This window comes from Amycolatopsis tucumanensis (assembly GCF_021654135.1).
In the GTDB taxonomy this organism is placed as follows: Bacteria; Actinomycetota; Actinomycetes; order Mycobacteriales; family Pseudonocardiaceae; genus Amycolatopsis_E; species Amycolatopsis_E tucumanensis.
Map to the genome: position 1 here is coordinate 45268 of NZ_JAKGSD010000035.1, position 16750 is coordinate 62017.

Below are 16750 nucleotides of genomic sequence, written 5' to 3' on the forward strand. Positions count from 1 at the left end.
TTCGACTATCTTCCAACTAGTACGACAAAAATCGAACTAGGAGGAGATCGTGAAACGCACCGCCTGGCTCGCCGCCTGGCCGGTCCTCGCCGTGTTCGTCCTGTCCAACGCGCCGACCCCGCTCTACGTGCTGTGGCAGCGCGAACTCGGCTTCTCCGCAGGCGTCCTGACGGTCGTCTTCGCCTGCTACATCGCGGGCCTGCTCGCCGCGCTCCTGGTCGCGGGTGTGGTCTCGGACCGGATCGGGCGCAAACCGGTCCTGCTGCCCGCGCTCGCGCTGGGCATCGTGGCGTGCGTCCTCTTCGCGACGGCCGGTTCGGTGCTCGTGCTGGCGGTCGCGCGGTTCCTCACCGGGCTCGCGGTGGGCGCCGCCGTCTCCGCGGGCATGGCCGTGGTGCACGACGTCGCCCCGGGACAGGGCAAGACCGCGGCGCTGGCGTCGTCGACCGCGATGGTCCTCGGCGCGGGTCTCGGGCCACTGCTGGCCGGTGTCGCGTCGGAAACCCTGCCGGGGCCGACCGTGACGATCTTCCTCGCCGAGATCGTCCTGCTCGTCTCCGCCGCGGTCGTCGTCGCCCGGCTGCCGCTGCCCCGCCCGGTGAGCACGATCCGCACCTGGATCCGGATCCCGCAGGTCCACCCCGGCGGGCGGAGCGCGGTCCTGCGCGGCATCGCCGTGTTCGCGCCGGGCATCACGGCCACGTCGTTCGTGCTCTCGCTGGGCCCGTCCGTCCTCACCGAGCTGCTGGGCACCACCAACCGGATCGTCGCCGGCGCACTCGCGTTCGTCATGTTCCTCGGCGCGACGGGCGTCCAGTTCGCGGTGCGCGACCTGCCGGTGCGGGCGATCCTGCTCGCCGGCGCCGCCTCCACCACGGCAGGCATGGTCGCGCTGGTCGTCTCACTGCAGACGTCGTCGCCTGCCCTGCTCGCGGTCGCCGCGGTGCTCGCCGGGGCCGGTCAGGGCATGGGCCAGTTCGGCGGCCTCACCCTGATCAACGCGAGCGTCCCGGCGAACCGGCTCGCCGAGGCGACCGCGGCGCAGAACGTCGGCGGCTACGTGCCCGCCGCGGTCCTGCCGCTCGCCGCCGGGTTCCTCAGCGACGCCACCGGTCTCGCCACCAGCGCGACCGCGTTCGGCGCCGTCGTGACCGCCGCCGCGGTGGCGGGCGGCCTCGTCGCGGGACGAGGCCGCCCCGCCCGTCAGGTCGCCGCCTCCACCGGGCTGCGGAACTGCGCCGAGTACAGCCGGTAGTAGGCGCCGCCCGCGGCGAGCAGCTCCTCGTGCGTGCCCTGCTCCACGATCCGCCCCGACTCCATCACCAGGATGAGGTCGGCGTCGCGGATCGTGGACAGGCGGTGCGCGATCACGAACGACGTGCGGTCCGTGCGCAGCGCCGCCATCGCCTGCTGCAGCAGCGCCTCGGTGCGGGTGTCGACCGAACTGGTGGCCTCGTCGAGGATCAGCAGCGACGGGTCGGCGAGGAACGCCCGCGCGATCGTCACCAGCTGCTTCTCCCCCGCGCTGAGGTTGGTGCCCTCGTCGTCGATCACCGTGTCGTAGCCGTCGGGCAGGCTGCGCACGAACCGGTCGACGAACGTGGCCCGCGCGGCCGCCTCCACCTGCTCCGGTGTCGCCGACGGGTTGCCGTAGGCGATGTTGTCCCGGATGGTGCCGTTGAACAGCCAGGTGTCCTGCAGCACCATGCCGGTCTGGCCGCGCAGGTCGTCGCGGGTCATCGCGGTGATGTCCACGCCGTCGAGCGTGATCCGCCCGGCGTCCAGCTCGTAGAACCGCATGATCAGGTTCACCAGCGTGGTCTTGCCGGCCCCGGTCGGCCCGACGATCGCCACCGTCTGGCCCGGCTCGGCGACCAGCGACAGGTCCTCGATGAGCGGCCGTTCCGGGTCGTAGGAGAAGTCCACGTGCTCGAACTCCACCCGTCCCCGGCGCCGCTCCGGCACCGCCGGGGACGCGGTGTCCGGCTCCTGCTCCGCCGCGTCGAGCAGCTCGAAGACCCGCTCGGCGGAGGCGACGCCGGACTGCAGCAGGTTCGCCAGCGACGCGGCCTGGGTCAGCGGCTGCGTGAATTGGCGCGAGTACTGCAGGAACGCCTGCACGTCGCCGAGCGTCATCGTCCCCGTCGCGACCCGCAGCCCGCCGACGACCGCCAGCACGACGTAGCTGAGGTTCGACAGGAACATCATCGCGGGCATGATGATCCCGGAGATGAACTGCGCGCCCATGCCCGCCCGGTAGAGGTCGGCGTTGCGGCGCCCGAACTCCTGCTCCACCTCGCGGCGGCGGCCGAACACCGTGACCAGCTCGTGCCCGCTGAACGCCTCCTCGATGTGCGCGTTGAGGGCGCCGGTGTGCTTCCACTGCGCCACGAACAGCTTCTGCGAACGCTTCCCGATCACCCTGGTCAGCACGATCGACGCGGGCACCACCAGCAACGCGATCACCGCGAGCAGCGGCGACACCACGAACATCATCACCAGCACGCCGATCAGCGACAGCAGCGACGTGAGCAGCTGGCTCAGGGTCTGCTGCAGCGTCAGCGCGATGTTGTCGATGTCGTTGGTGACGCGGGACAGCAGCTCCCCGCGCGGCTGCCCGTCGAAGTAGCGCAACGGCAACCGGTGCAGCTTCGCCTCGACGTCCTCGCGCAGCCGGTACACCACGCGCTGCACGGCGCCGTTGAGCAGGTGGCCCTGCAGCCAGCCGAACACCGACGCGGCCACGTACAGCACCAGCACCCAGGACAGCACGCGGCCGAGTGCGGCGAAGTCGATGCCGGCGCCCGGCACCACGTCCATCCTGGCGAGCATGTCGGCGAGGTTGGTGTTGCCCTCCGCCCGCGCCGCCGCGATCGCCTGCTCGGCGGTGGTGCCGGCGGGCAGGCGGCTGGAGACGAACCCGCCGAAGATGATGTCGGTGGCGTGACCGAGGATCTTCGGCCCCACCACGGTGAACGCGACGCTCGCGACGCCGCACGCGACCACGAACGCGAGCGTGAGCCGCTCCGGGCGCAGCCTGCCCATCAGGCGCCGGGCGCCCTCACCGAAGCTCTTCGGCTTCTGCACCGGCCCGGCGGGAGCGCCGGGAAAACCTGGTCTGGTCACGCCGCTTCCTCCGCGGTGAGCTGGGACTCCACGATTTCGAGGTAGGTGGGGCAGTCGCGCAGCAGCTCCGCGTGCGTGCCCAGCCCGACGATCTCCCCGTTCTCCAGCACCACGATCTGGTCGGCGCCGACGATCGTGGAAACCCGTTGCGCCACCACGATCACCGCCGCCTCCGCGGTGTGCGGGGCGAGCGCGGCGCGCAGCCGGGCGTCGGTGGCGAGGTCGAGCGCCGAGAACGAGTCGTCGAACAGGTACACCTCGGGTTTGCGCACCAGCGCCCGCGCGATCGCGAGCCGCTGCCGCTGCCCGCCGGAGACGTTCGTGCCGCCCTGCGCGATCGGGGCGTCCAGTCCGCCGGGCATCTCCGACACGAACTCCCGCGCCTGCGCGATCTCCAGCGCCTCCCACAGTTCTTCGTCGGTGGCGTCCGGTTTCCCGTAGCGCAGGTTGCTCGCCACGGTGCCGGTGAACAGGTACGGCCGCTGCGGCACCAGTCCGATCCGGCTCCACAGCACGTCCGGGTCGAGTTCCCGCACGTCCACGCCGTCGACCAGGACGCGCCCGGCGGTCGCGTCGAACAGCCGCGGCACCAGCGACAGCAGCGTCGTCTTGCCGGCGCCGGTGCTGCCGATGATCGCGGTGGTCTTCCCGGCCTCGGCGCGGAACGCGATGTCCCGCAGCACCGGGGCGTCCGCGCCCGGGTAGCGGAATTCGACCCCCTGGAACTCGACGGCACCGCGCTCGGCGACCTCCCGCACCGGGCGCAGCGGCGGCCGCACCGACGACTCGGTGTCCAGCACCTCGGCGATCCGCTCGGCGCACACGGACGCGCGCGGGACCAGCGTCGCGATGAAAGTGGCCATGGTGACCGACATGAGGATCTGGATCAGGTAGTTCAGGAACGCCGTGAGCGCCCCGATCTGCATCTCGCCGCTCGCCACGCGGTGCGCGCCGAACCACAGCACGGCGACGCTGCTGGCGTTCATCACCAGCAGCACCGTCGGGAAGATGACCGCCTGCAGGCGGCCGACCCGCAGCGCGGTGACGGTCAGCTCGTTGTTGGCGACGGCGAACCGGCGCACTTCGTCCCGCTCGCGCACGAACGCCCGCACCACGCGGATGCCGGAAAGCTGTTCCCGCAGCACGCGGTTGACGCGGTCGATGCGGGTCTGCATGAGCCGGAACTGCGGCACCATGCGCCACACCACGAGCCCGATGGCGGCCAGCAGCACCGGCACCGCGACCAGCAGCAGCCAGGACAGCCCGACGTCCTGCCGCAGCGCGAGCACGATGCCGCCGACGCACATGATCGGCGCCACGATCAGGATCGTGCAGCCCAGCACCACGATCAGCTGCACCTGCTGCACGTCGTTGGTGGTGCGGGTGATCAGCGACGGCGCGCCGAACTGCGCCACCTCGCGCGCGGAAAACCCGCCGACGCGGTGGAAAACGGCGGCGCGCACGTCGCGCCCGAAACCGGCCGCACTGCGCGCACCGAAGTACACCGCCGCGACGGAACAGGCGATCTGCAGCAGCGTCACGGCCAGCATCCACCCGCCCGCGGAGAGGATGTAACCGGTGTCGCCGGTGGCGACACCGTGGTCGATGATGTCCGCGTTGAGGCTCGGCAGGTACAACGACGCGATGGTGCCCGCGAGCTGCAGCACCACCACCGCGGCGAGCGCTCGCCAGTACGGACGCAGGAATGTCCGCAATATCCGGTTGAGCACGATTCCCCCTAGGAACGGTCGGTATCCACTGTGTAGGCTACGCCCGTAAGAAACGCAACGTTTTTAGGAGGGCGGGTGCCGGAGCCCAAGTCGAGGCGCCACGGGGCCGAACTGGAGGCCGCGATCCTGGACGCCGCGTGGGCCGAACTCGTCGAGGTCGGGTACGCCAAGCTGACGATGGAAGGCGTCGCGGCCCGCGCGGGCACCAGCAAACCGGTGGTCTACCGGCGCTGGCCCGGACGTCCCGAATTGGTCCTCGCCGCGTGGCGCCGTCACATCCCGGACGCCGACAACCCGCCCGACCTCGGCGACCTCCGCTCGGATTTGCTGGCATTCCTGCATCGATTGTTGCACCGATTTCAGGACACGCCGCGCGATGTGCTGGTCGGACTGATGAGCGAAACGGTTCGCGACCCCGACGTTTTCGCTTTGCTGCTGAAGCAGATAGCGGCCGCGAAACACCGCCCCACCTTCGAAACCATCGTGCGCAGGGCCGTGGCGCGCGGCGAACTCCCGCCCGTCGAGATCACCCCGCGCGTCGCACGCGTCCCCCTCGACCTCGTCCGCGCCGAAGCCATCTTCCAGCACGGGGAAATCGACGAGAAAACGATTACCGAGATTGTCGACGAAATCTTCCTCCCCCTGTTGCGTGGATTGGCGCACAAGGAGTTCGATGAGGAGGAATGACCGGCCCTCCGGCGGGGTACCACCCCGCTGACACAACCGACGAGAAGCGTGGAGGCGGTGTCGGCAGAATGAGCACCGCTGGACGGGTCCTCATCCGGCAACGGACGGTTGCCGGATGCGCGGTCGTCGATCTCACCGGCCGGCTCAACGCACATACCTACGGTGAGCTACGGGACAACCTGATCAAGCTGACGCTGGACCAGCCGCGGGCGTTGATCGTCCAGGTCGACGAACTGGACGTGGTCAGCGAGCCCGCACTGACCGTCTTCTCTTCGGTGCGGATGCGCACCGACGCATGGCCGGCCGTGCCGGTGCTGCTCGTCGTGCACGATCCGCAGCGGCACCGGATGATCGCCGGCAGCGCCATTCGCCGCTTCGTCCCGGTCCACTCTTCGCTCGACGCGGCGGTCGACGCAGTGGCCGAACCGCCGCCCCGGCGACGGCGGAGGGCCGTCTTCCTCCCGCTTCCCAGCAGCTCGCACGGCGCCCGGGCGTTCGTCCAGGAGACCTGTCGCGAGTGGAACGTCAAGCACCGGCTGGAGGACGCGCTCGGCGTCACCACCGAACTGGTCGAGAACGCGATCACGCACGCGGGCACGGCGCTCGAGGTCCGGCTCGAGCTGCACGCGGGTTACCTGACCGTCGCCGTCCGCGACGAGGACCCGCACCCGGCCGTCCTGCGGCAACGGCCGAGCGGACGCCTGCAGGGCTACGGCCTGCAGGTCATCTCCGCCCTGTCCCGGGCATGGGGCTGCTCCCCCGCCCAGGACGGCGGGAAGATCGTCTGGGCCGTGCTCAGCGTCGGTCCCCGTCGCCTCGCGCCGTTCCCTGTTTGACGTCCGGCAGCGAGTCCGAGATTCCGTCGAGGGTTTCCATCACCAGGATCGCGCCCGCCGATTCGCCGCGGCGGTTGCGCAACGCGCCACAAGCGATCCGCACCGTCACCGGGCGCCCACGCCGGTTGATCGCCTTCAGCACGATCCGCTCGGTGAAGGACGCGTCGGCGAGGGCGGGCCGCACCACCGGGCGAAGCTCGGCGACCGGCAGCCCGATGTCGAGGTTCAGCAGGTGCTCGCCCTCGGCCTCTTCCGAGCGAAGCCCCCACAGGTCCTCCGCGCCCGCGTTCCAGGCGACCACGCGCATCTCCTGGTCGACGACCACGACACCGGCCTGCAGCGAGGTCAGGACCGACTCCAGGAACTCGTTCACGTCGTCCAGTTCGCTGGTGCGGTCCCGCAACGTGTTGTTGATCGACTGCAGCTCGTCGTTGGTGGACTGGAGTTCTTCGTTCGTGGTCTCCAGTTCCTCGTTCGTCGATTGGAGTTCCTCGTTCGTCGTCTCCAGCTCCTCCACCGTGGACTGGAGTTCCTCGTTCGTGGTCTCCAGCTCCTCGGTCGTGGACTGCAGCTCCTCGTAGGCGCTCTCGCGCTGCCGGTTCGCACTCGCCAGCTCGGCGAGCAGGCGGTGATTCGTCGTCACGTCGTGGAACACCACGGACACTCCGACGACGTCGTCGGACAGCGAGATCAGCGGGTTGATGTGCAGTTCCAGCGCCAGCATCTCACCGGGCCCGCGCTGCCACTCGACGTCCTTGACCCGCACGGCCCGCCGCTCGGCGCGAACCTGCTCGATGTAGGCGCGGAGCTCGACCGGCCGGTAGGAGATCTCCAGGTCCCGCAGCGGGCGGCCGATGTCGCGGTCGGTCAGGCCGAACACCTGCTGCGCCTGCCGATTGGCCAGTGCGACGACGTCATCGGCCGTCACCACGATCTGCGCGACCGGGTTCGAGTCGAACGTGAGCGCGCGCAGTTCGTCGATCTGGTCCAGCGAGTTCCGGCGTTCCGGCATCAGAGGGTGGCTGAACGGCGAGGAGCCGCCGATCCCCGTCGGTACCTTCCGGAAGATCCGGTACCGCAGGTTCACCGGCTCGAAGATGCGGCTGTGCGACAGCAGCATTTCCGCCTTGCCCATGAACAACACCCCGCGCGGCACGAGCGCGAAGTGCAGCTTCCGCAGGATGTTCGTCTGCGTGTCGGCCGTGAAGTACATCAGGGTGTTGCGGCAGACGAGCAGGTCGATGCGGGAGATGGGCGCGTCCTGGACCAGGTCGTTGCGGCCGAAGATCACCGACCGGCGCAGGTCCTTGTGGAAGACGTACCGGCCCGCGCTGCGCTCGAAGTAGCGGTGCAGGTACTCCGAGGGGAGGTCTTCCAGATCCTTGGCGGTGTAGGCGGCCTGCCGGGCCTGGGCCAGTGCCTCCTCGTCGACGTCGGTGGCGTAGATCTTGACCCGCTGCCGGAACTGCTCCAGCCCCAGCGCCTCGGCCAGCACGATGGCCAGGCTGTAGGCCTCCTCGCCGGAGGCGCAGCCCGCGCTCCACACCCGGATCTGGTCGTCGGGCGAGCGCTCGGCGAGGATCATCGGCACGATGTCCGACTGCAGGTAGTCCCAGGCGTCGGGGTCGCGGAAGAAGTTCGTGACGTTGATCAGGATCGTGTTGAACAACGCGCCGAACTCGTCGCTGTTGGCCTGCAGGTGGTCGAGGTAGCTGGCGTAGTCCTCGCAGCCGACGATGCTCAGCCGCCGTGCGACCCGGCGCATGAGGCTGCTGCGCTTGTACCCGGTGAAGTCGAAACCGCGCGTTTCCTTCAGGTATTCGAGGATGGCCTCGAAACCCTCGTCCGTCGCGGGCTCGATCTGCTCGTTCACGGTGCGGACCTTACAAGGTCAGGCGGTCTCGTCCGAGGCGCCGTCCGGCAGGTCCGTCACGGTGGGCAGTCCCTCGAACAGGAACTTCCGCAGCACCGTCGCCGCGTGGCCGGCTTCGTCGCGGTGCCGGGAGTAGCGCCCGGCGACCAGGGGGTAACCGCGGCGTTCGGCGTCCTGCGTCATCCGGCCCGCCAGGTCCCGCTTCTCCTCGAGTGCGCGCAGAGCCGCCCACAGCGCCTGCTCGATGTCGCGGGACTGCTGCTGGAACAAGGCTTTCGCCGTCCAGGCGTGGCCGACCCGGCAGCGGTACCGGGTGCCCTCCTTGTCGAGTGTGAACAGCACGCCCTGGCAGTCCGGGCAAGCGAGGCCCGATGGCTCGGACACGTCGAGCACCTCCAGCGACACCGCGTTGCCCGGACCGTCGGACCGGGCGATGCGTGCTTCGATCTCCTCGATCAGGGGAAGGGGTTCGCCGTCACGCGCCTCGACCGGCTCCCGCACCCGGTCGGCCAGCACGCCGCCGATCTCCACGGCTGGGACGACGTGGTCCGGGGACACCCTGGCCATCGCGTTCTCGGGCATCGCCGGGTAGATCGCGTCCTCCGGGTCCTGCACGATCGCGAGCCCGCCGCGGGACTTGATGGTGTCCAGCCCGGCGGAGCCGTCGTCGAGCGAGCCGGAGAGCACGACGCCGATCACCGCGGGACCGTGCGCGAGTGCCGCGGACCGGAACAAGGCGTCGATCGCCGGCCGGTACCCGTTCTCGGTGGGGCCGCGGGAGAGCCGGCACGCGCCGTCCTCGACCAGCAGGTGGTGGTCCGGCGGCGCCACGTAGATCCTCCCGTGGCGCAGCGGCTCGCCCGAACGGGCCGCCACCGCGGGCAGCGAGCCGGACCGGCTCAGGATCGCGGGCAGCGCGCTGGCCCCGCCGGGTGGCAGGTGCAGCACGACCAGGACCGCCGCGGACAGGTCAGCGGGAAGGCCGCCGACGAAGGCGCGCAGCGCCTCGACGCCGCCTGCCGAAGCGCCGACGACGACGATGTCCCTGAACCGTTCGGCCACCAGAATGCGCCTTCCGAGAGGGTCCCGACTCCGCACCTCCGACGGTAGACCCTTTCGCGGTGGTCAGCAGATCATGGAGCCACGGCGTCGCACACGGACTCGTAACGGGTCAGGACCGAGGTCACGCCGGCGAGGTCGAGGACGCGGTTCGCGCGGCAGCCGGGCGGCGCGACCAGCCGCAGCTCCCGGCCGCGTGCGCGCACGTCGAGCATCGCCTGCACGCCGGCGGCGCTGAGAAACGCCACCCGGGTCAGGTCGAGCACGACCGTGCCGGGCTGATCGGCGAGTGTCTCGGCGAGCCGCGGCGCGGTGGAGAGATCGATCTCGCCGGTCGCGCGGACGACGGCCGCCCCGGACCGGTACTCGACCGCGAGGTCCAGCAGCCGCTCGGTGAGCGGTGTGCGCGGCTCGTCGGACACCAGGTTCGCCCCCTCGGCAACGTGGTCGTGTCTCCGGCCGGAACCGGACCACGATGCTAGCGCCGCCGGGTTAAACCGAACAGCCACTCAGTTCACCGCATCGGGGGTTACCCGTCGGTTGCTGCGATCTTCGCGCTGCCCAGCACGACGTCGCCTGCCGCGTCCGGCCGGTAGAGCACGGCGACCTGGCCGGGGGCGACGCCGGTGAGCGGTTCACGCAACTGGATCCGCACCTGGTCGCCGTCCACCTCGGCGACGGCCTCGCCGAGGCCGCCGTGCGCACGGACCTGGACCACGCATTCGGTGGGGCCGTCGAGCGGCCCCGCGGGCCACACCGGGCGGTCGGCGCGGATCTCGCGGACGGTGAGCGCGTCGGCCGAGCCGACCTTGACCGTGCCGGAGACCGGCTCCAGCGCCAGCACGTACCGCGGCTTGCCGTCCAGCACCGAGCGGTCGATGCCGAGGCCCTTGCGCTGCCCGATGGTGAAGCCGTGCACACCGGTGTGGCGGCCCAGCACGGCGCCGGTCTCGGCGTCCACGAGGTCGCCTGGCCGCTGGCCGAGGCGCTTCTCCAGGAACTTCTTCGTGTCGCCGTCGGGGATGAAGCAGATGTCGTGGCTGTCCGGCTTGCGGGCGACGGCGAGGCCGCGGCGTTCGGCCTCCGCGCGGATGTCCGGCTTGCGAGTGTCGCCGACCGGGAACATCGAGTGGCGCAGCTGCTCCGGCGTCAGCGAGGCCAGCACGTAGGACTGGTCCTTGTCCGGGTCGACCGCCCTGCGCAGCTCCGGCACACCGTCCACAACGGACAGCCGGGCGTAGTGGCCGGTGGCGACGGCGTCGAAGCCGAGCGCGATCGCCTTCTCCAGCAGCGCCTCGAACTTGATCTTCTCGTTGCAGGTGACGCACGGGTTGGGGGTGCGGCCCGCGGCGTACTCGCCGACGAAGGTCTCGATGACCTCCTCGGTGAACCGCTCGGCGAAGTCCCAGACGTAGAACGGGATGCCGAGGATGTCCGCGGCGCGACGCGCGTCGTGCGAGTCCTCGATCGTGCAGCACCCGCGCGAGCCGGTGCGCAGGGTGCCCGGCTTGGCCGACAGCGCCAGGTGCACGCCGACCACGTCGTGCCCGGCCTCCACCGCGCGGGCCGCCGCCACGGCCGAATCCACTCCCCCGCTCATCGCGGCCAGTACCCGCATCACACCTCCTGCTTGTTCTTGCGCAGCCCGGACAGCCCGGCCTGCCGCGCCCGCGCGACCACCGCCGCGATCTCCCGGGCCACCGCGTCCACGTCGTCCGGAGTGGACGTGTGCCCGAGGGAGAACCGCAGCGAGCCGCGGGCCGACGCGGCGTCGGCGCCCATCGCCAGCAGCACGTGGCTGGGCTGCGCGACCCCCGCGGTGCACGCCGAGCCGGTCGAGCACTCGATGCCCTTGGCGTCCAGCAACATCAGCAGGCTGTCGCCCGCGCAGCCGGGGAACGTGAAGTGCGCGATGCCGGGCAGTCTGCCCTCGCCCGTCGGCATGCCGTTGAGGATCACGTCCGGCACCTCGCGCCGGACGGCCTCGATGAGCGCGTCCCGCAGGCCGCCGACCCGCTCGGCGTAGCGGGGCTGCTCGCGCACCGCTTCCTCGACGGCCGTCGCGAACGCGCGGATGGCGGGCACGTCGAGCGTGCCGGAGCGGACGTCGCGCTCCTGGCCGCCGCCGTGCAGCAGCGGCACGCACTCGGTGTCGCGGGACAGCACGAGCGCGCCGACGCCGTAGGGGCCGCCGAGCTTGTGCCCGGTGAGGGTGAGCGCGCTGACGCCGCTGTCCGCGAAGTGCACCGGGACAGCGCCGACGGCCTGCACGGCGTCGGTGTGCAGCGGGATTTCGTGCTCCGCGCAGATCGCCGCGAGCTCGGCCATCGGGTTGACCGTGCCGACCTCGTTGTTCGCCCACATGACGGTGACCAGCGCCACGTCGTCCGGGTCGGCCTCGATGGCCTTGCGCACGGTCTCCGGCAGCACGCGGCCGTGTTCGTCCACGTCGAGCCAGGTGACCTCGGCCTGGGCGTGGTCGGCGAGCCACTGCACCGCGTCCAGCACGGCGTGGTGCTCGACCGCGCTCGCCAGGACGCGGCGGCGCTTCGGGTCGGCGGCCTGGCGCGCCCAGTAGATGCCCTTGACCGCGAGGTTGTCGCTTTCCGTGCCGCCCGCGGTGAAGATGACTTCGGACGGACGGGCGCCCAGCGCCTCGCCGATGACCTCCCGCGCTTCCTCGACGGCCCGCCGCGCGCGGCGGCCGGAGGAATGCAGCGAGCTGGCGTTGCCCACCGTGGACAGCGCCTCGCTCATCGCCGCAATGGCGGACGGCGACATGGGGGTGGTCGCCGCGTGGTCGAGATAGGTCATCGCACTACCAGGGTAGACCGTGCGGTATCACTCGCGTGTGGGCCACCGCCGGGTGATGACGACGCCCACCACGGCGAGCGCGGCGAGCGTGAGCGCGAGCACACCCAGGGCGGGCGCGGGCTCGTGCGCCGAGGCGAGCAGGCCGAGCAGGACCCCGCCGAAGCCGACGGTCAGCGCCGAGGTGACCCAGTCGCCCAGCTGCATGGCCGAGGTGTTGAACCCGCGCTCGTGCTCGGGTGAGAACCGCAGCAACAGCAGGGAGATCGACGGGTAGGCGATGCCCATGCCCGCCCCGCCGAGCAGGCACGCGACGAACGCGAGCCAGCCGGGGAACCACGGCTGCGCGACGAACCCGAACAGCAGCACGGCGACGGCGACCATCCCGAACCCGGCGCGCAGCAGCTTCTCGCGGGACCAGTCCGGGTGGCGGCCCTGCACGGCGGAGGCCGCGGACCAGGTGAGCGCGGAGGCCGTCAGCGGGAGCCCGGCCAGTGCCGGGCTGTAGCCGTGGACGGTGGCCATGGCCAGTGGGAGGTAGGCCTCCATCCCGGCGAAGGCGCCGCCGAGCAGCGCCCGCGAGGCGACGACCGTCGGCAGGCCGGGCCGCGCGGTGACCGTCCCCGGCGGCACGAGGCGGCGGACGGCGATGGCGAGCGCGAGGAGGCCGGCCGCGCCGTAGCCGAGCGCGGCGGGGCTGGGGTGCTGGGCGGCCCAGGTCAGCGCGGCGACCCCGGCCGCGGCGGCGAGGGCGACCAGGACCCCGGCACGGCGTTGGCCGGCGCCCGCGGTGTGGGTGAGCCGTCGCGCGACCGGGATCAGCATCAGCAGGCCGACCAGGGCCAGCGGCACGAGGCCGAGGAACACCCAGCGCCAGCCGAGGTGCTCGGTGATGAGGCCGGCGACGGTCGGCCCGACGACGGCGGGCAGCACCCAGGCCGCCGCGTTGGCCGCGTACATGACGGGCCGTTCCCGGTCGGTGTAGACGAGCGCGATCAGCAGCGAGACGGCGACCAGGACGATGCCCGAGCCGAGCCCCTGGAGGACGCGACCGGCGAGCAGGAGCGCCATGTCGGTGGCGGTCCCGGCGACGACCAGCCCGGCGAGGAACAGCCCGGGCCCGGCGATCATGGGAATCGCGGGCCCACGGCGGTCGCAAACCCGCCCGGACAACACGGTCGCCACGACGCTGGCGACGAGGAACGCGGTGAACGGCCAGGAGTAGAGCCGCTGCCCCTCCAGGTCGGCGACCATGGTGGGCATCGCGGTGGCGACGCCCATGCTCTCGAACGCGATGAGGGTGACGACGAGCAGGCTGGCCACGGTGGTCGTCCGGTGCTCGGCCGTCCACAGCACCCCCCGCGACCGGGCTTCGACGATCATGACCTCAGGCTGCAACCTCCACCACACTGGAGGTCAAGAACCAGCCACAAAACCGCCACCCGGCAACGGAACGCACCAAACCCCCCGAACCACTCCCCTCCCGCAACCCGATCCCCAGCCAAATCGGTTGCCGAGCCACCGGGTCAAGGCACGCTTTCCCGCCTTGACGCGGTGTCTCGGCAACCGAACGATTCAAGATCGGGTTCGGAAGGGGCTTCTTCTCATCCGGGCGTAGCGAAGCGAAGCCCGGCGCCCTCAACACCCGCGTAGCGCCGCCCAACGGAGCCCCGCTGCGAAGGCAAAGCCACATTCCCCAACGCAGCCTGCACGGAAGCCTCAGCCAGCGCAGCCAACTCCCGCCGATCCGAAGCACGCCCCGGCGCGATCTCCCCGCACACGATCACCTCGAGCACCAGCCCACGCAACGCCGCGACCCGCTTCAGCGAATCGATCAGCGACTCCGGCCCGATGAACGCGGGCTGGGTCGTCTCGCGGCCGTCGGCCATCCGGTAGCGCAGCGCGAGCGGCCGCACCGGGACACCGGCGTCGATCGCGGCCTGGAAGGTCGCCGGGCGGAACCGGCCGGACGCCAGGCCGCACCACGTGGTGCCCTCGGGTGTGACGTTCACCAGCGAACCGGCCCGCAGGGCGGCGGCCAGCTGGTCGATCGTGGACGGCAGTGTCGACAGCCGTTCGCGGTCCAGGAAGATGCTGCCGCCGCGCGCGACCAGCGTACCCAGCACCGGCCAGCCCGCGATCTCCCGCTTCGCCAGCGCACGCATCGGGCGCACCGCGTTGACCGCCACGATGTCCAGCCACGAGATGTGGTTGTTCACCACCAGCGCCCCGCGGCCGCCGCTGTCCAGCGGCTCGCCCCGGACCACCAGCCGCACCCCGAACGCCCGCAGCACACCGCGGAACACCAGCCGTGCCACCGAATTCCGGCACCGCGGCACGAACATCACCGGCAGGGCCCCGAATGCCAGCAGCACCACGCCGGCAGCGGCGGTGAACCGCAGCGCGCGCCGCACCCCGCCGACCGACGGCGCGCCCGGCGTCAGGCACCCGTCGCCGCACGGCGAAGCGGGCATCCAGGGGTGGCTCATGCCTGGTTCCCGAGGAAGAACTTGAGGTAACGCTCGTCCATCTGCTGCAGGTCGAGCAGGGTGAAGAAGTCGGCGACGGCGAAGTCCGGGTCGTGCGCGGGCGGGCCGCACACCTTCGCGCCGAGGCGGGTGTAGCCCTTGATCAGCGGCGGCAGCAAGGCGCGGGCCGGGCGCGCGATGTCCGCGTCCTGCCACGGGTTCAGCGGCGTCACGCGCTGCGACTCGGGCGCGTAGTGCTTGGCGCGGAGGAGGTCCCACACGCCCGCCGCGTAGGAGCCGCCGTCGGTGAGCGGGACCGACGCGCAGCCGCCCAGGTAGCGGTGGCCGGACAGCAGCATGTACCGCCCGATCCCGGCCCACACCAGGCTCACCACGGCGCCGGTGCGGTGGTCGGGGTGCACGCACGAGCGGCCGGTCTCGACGAGGGAGCCCCGCAGGCCGGCGAGGTTCGACAGGTCGAACTCGGTTTCGGAGTACAGGCCGCCGGCCCGCTCGGCGCGCCCCGGCGGGAGCATCCGGTAGGTGCCGACGATCTCGCCGGTGTTGTCGTCGCGCACCACGAGGTGGTCGCAGAACTCGTCGAACCGGTCGGCGTCCACGCCGGGCGCGGAGTGCAGGGTGGCCCCCATCTCCTCGGCGAAGACCTGGTAGCGGAGCCGTTGTGCGGCAACCACTTCGTCGTTGTCGTAGGCGACGAGGAGGGAGTAGCGGGCAGCGCCATCGGGGAGCTGGCCGTCCTGGCTGTCGGTGCTGACGAGCAACTGGGACCGCGTCATGTCTGTAGGTGTACCGGCGGGAAGGAAACCGCCAGGAGGTTCATCGCGTGACCACCTCGTGCACGTTGGATGAACCACGGGTTCTCAGGGTTCTCTCAGGAAGCCTGCGTGATCAGGCTCAAGTCATGAGATCGACACGATCGGGGTATGGCCTCACGGAACGTGGTGCCGACCGGAAGTGAGAGGGATGTCCGGCAGCTGGTTGCGGATCGTGGTGGCGCTCGGCGTGGCGGCGGTGGTGTTCGGCCTGTTCCTGGCCGTGGAGTACGTGCTGCGGCGGGTCCTGCGGCGGCTCGGTCAGCGCGCGACCGTGCTCGGTGAGCTCGCCGAGCACATCCACGCGCCGCTGCGGTGGTTCGGCGCGATGATCGTCCTGCGCATCACCGTGCTCGTCGCGTTGCCCACCGGGTCCTGGCGCAACGCCACCTCGCACGTGCTGACGCTGGCGCTGATCGGGACCGGCGCGTGGCTGCTGGCCGGCGTGCTGACCGCGATCGAGCAGACGATGCTGGGCCGGTGGCGCGTCGACGTCGCGGACAACCGGCACGCGCGGCGCATGCAGACGCAGATCCGGCTGGTGCGGCGGGTGATCGTGGCCGCGATCGCGGTGCTCGCGCTCGGCGCGATGCTGATGACGTTCCCCGGGCTGCGCACGGCGGGCACCAGCCTGCTGGCCTCGGCCGGCGTCATCGGCGCGATCGCCGCGCTGGCCGCGCAGTCGTTGCTTGGCAACGTGTTCGCCGGGCTGCAGATCGCGTTCAGCGACGCCATCCGGCTGGACGACGTGGTGATCGTGGAGAACGAGTGGGGCCGCGTCGAGGACATCACGCTGACCTACCTGGTGGTGCACCTGTGGGACGACCGGCGGCTGGTCATCCCGACCGCGCAGTTCATGTCGCAGCCGTTCGAGAACTGGACCCGCCGCGACGCCGCGCTGCTCGGGACGGTGGAGCTGGACGTCGACTGGACGATGCCGGTCGACGAGATGCGCGACGAGCTGCGGCGGATCCTCGAGTCGACCGACCTGTGGGACGGCCGGGTGAGCGTGCTGCAGGTGACCGACGCGACGCACACCCTGGTGCGCGTGCGGGCGCTGGTGAGCGCGGTGGACGCCGGCACGCTGTGGGACCTGCGCTGCCTGGTGCGGGAGCAGCTGGTGCAGTGGCTGCGGAGCAAGCACCCATACGCCGTGCCGCGCGTGCGGACCGAGCGCGTCCCCGAGACCCCGTCGCGCCGCACCGAGGAGGAACCGCCCGAGCAGGACGCGCGCGTGTTCGGCGGCAGCGTCGACGGCATGGTGCGGGAGCACGCCTTCCACGGACCTGGCCGGTCGTGAAAAAAGGGCCACCGCCGGAAAATCCGG

At 71.3% G+C, this 16750-nt stretch carries 14 protein-coding genes; 4 read left to right on the plus strand and 10 right to left on the minus strand.

The features are described from left to right. Window positions 1-49: 49 nt before the first annotated feature. A complete protein-coding gene (locus L2C96_RS28985) occupies window positions 50-1255 on the plus strand; it encodes an MFS transporter (protein ID WP_020422746.1) in 1206 nt (401 codons plus the stop codon). On the opposite strand, the gene L2C96_RS28990 is transcribed toward L2C96_RS28985, so the two are convergent. Together L2C96_RS28990 and L2C96_RS28995 are read right to left on the minus strand one after the other, a co-directional pair. Further along, window positions 1204-3045: an ABC transporter ATP-binding protein gene (locus tag L2C96_RS28990; RefSeq protein ID WP_237338453.1), complete on the minus strand. Its 1842-nt coding sequence runs from the start codon at window positions 3043-3045 to the stop codon at window positions 1204-1206. The genes L2C96_RS28985 and L2C96_RS28990 overlap by 52 nt on opposite strands. A gap of 77 nt (window positions 3046-3122) precedes the next feature. Further along, window positions 3123-4856, minus strand: coding sequence for an ABC transporter ATP-binding protein (locus L2C96_RS28995; protein WP_237338439.1), 1734 nt, complete (start codon window positions 4854-4856; stop codon window positions 3123-3125). Window positions 4857-4931: 75 nt separating this feature from the next. Here L2C96_RS28995 and L2C96_RS29000 point away from each other — a divergent pair, with 75 nt between their 5' ends. Continuing rightward, the gene (locus L2C96_RS29000; protein ID WP_020422743.1) at window positions 4932-5543 is read left to right on the plus strand and encodes a TetR/AcrR family transcriptional regulator; all 612 of its coding nucleotides are present in this window, start codon (window positions 4932-4934) and stop codon (window positions 5541-5543) included. Between the two features lie 68 nt (window positions 5544-5611). Then, a complete protein-coding gene (locus L2C96_RS29005; protein ID WP_020422742.1) occupies window positions 5612-6379 on the plus strand; it encodes an ATP-binding protein in 768 nt (255 codons plus the stop codon). Here the strand turns inward: L2C96_RS29005 and L2C96_RS29010 are convergent. The 8 genes from L2C96_RS29010 to L2C96_RS29045 form a co-directional block, all read right to left on the minus strand. Then, window positions 6339-8252 carry a CheR family methyltransferase gene (locus L2C96_RS29010; RefSeq protein WP_020422741.1) on the minus strand — a complete coding sequence of 638 codons (1914 nt, stop codon included), beginning with the start codon at window positions 8250-8252 and terminating at the stop codon, window positions 6339-6341. The two genes, L2C96_RS29005 and L2C96_RS29010, sit on opposite strands and share 41 nt — an antisense overlap. Window positions 8253-8270: 18 nt before the next feature. Continuing rightward, a complete protein-coding gene (locus tag L2C96_RS29015) occupies window positions 8271-9314 on the minus strand; it encodes a chemotaxis protein CheB (protein WP_020422740.1) in 1044 nt (347 codons plus the stop codon). A 71-nt stretch (window positions 9315-9385) separates the two neighbouring features. Continuing rightward, the gene (locus L2C96_RS29020) at window positions 9386-9733 is read right to left on the minus strand and encodes an STAS domain-containing protein (protein WP_020422739.1); all 348 of its coding nucleotides are present in this window, start codon (window positions 9731-9733) and stop codon (window positions 9386-9388) included. Between the two features lie 107 nt (window positions 9734-9840). Next, window positions 9841-10929 (minus strand): tRNA 2-thiouridine(34) synthase MnmA, encoded by a 1089-nt coding sequence (mnmA, locus tag L2C96_RS29025; RefSeq protein ID WP_027931947.1) that lies wholly within the window; start codon window positions 10927-10929, stop codon window positions 9841-9843. After that, the gene (locus tag L2C96_RS29030) at window positions 10929-12125 is read right to left on the minus strand and encodes a cysteine desulfurase family protein (RefSeq protein WP_020422737.1); all 1197 of its coding nucleotides are present in this window, start codon (window positions 12123-12125) and stop codon (window positions 10929-10931) included. The genes mnmA and L2C96_RS29030 overlap by 1 nt, the downstream gene beginning before the upstream one ends. Window positions 12126-12152: 27 nt before the next feature. After that, window positions 12153-13505: an MFS transporter gene (locus tag L2C96_RS29035; RefSeq protein WP_237338440.1), complete on the minus strand. Its 1353-nt coding sequence runs from the start codon at window positions 13503-13505 to the stop codon at window positions 12153-12155. 221 nt (window positions 13506-13726) lie between these two features. Beyond that, on the minus strand, window positions 13727-14611 hold the full coding sequence (locus L2C96_RS29040; RefSeq protein WP_237338441.1) for a lysophospholipid acyltransferase family protein: 885 nt from the start codon (window positions 14609-14611) through the stop codon (window positions 13727-13729). Then, complete coding sequence (locus L2C96_RS29045) at window positions 14608-15387, minus strand: GNAT family N-acetyltransferase (RefSeq protein ID WP_020422734.1); 780 nt, start codon at window positions 15385-15387, stop codon at window positions 14608-14610. The genes L2C96_RS29040 and L2C96_RS29045 overlap by 4 nt, the downstream gene beginning before the upstream one ends. A gap of 187 nt (window positions 15388-15574) precedes the next feature. Here L2C96_RS29045 and L2C96_RS29050 point away from each other — a divergent pair, with 187 nt between their 5' ends. Further along, the gene (locus tag L2C96_RS29050; protein ID WP_020422733.1) at window positions 15575-16723 is read left to right on the plus strand and encodes a mechanosensitive ion channel family protein; all 1149 of its coding nucleotides are present in this window, start codon (window positions 15575-15577) and stop codon (window positions 16721-16723) included. Window positions 16724-16750: the final 27 nt, after the last annotated feature.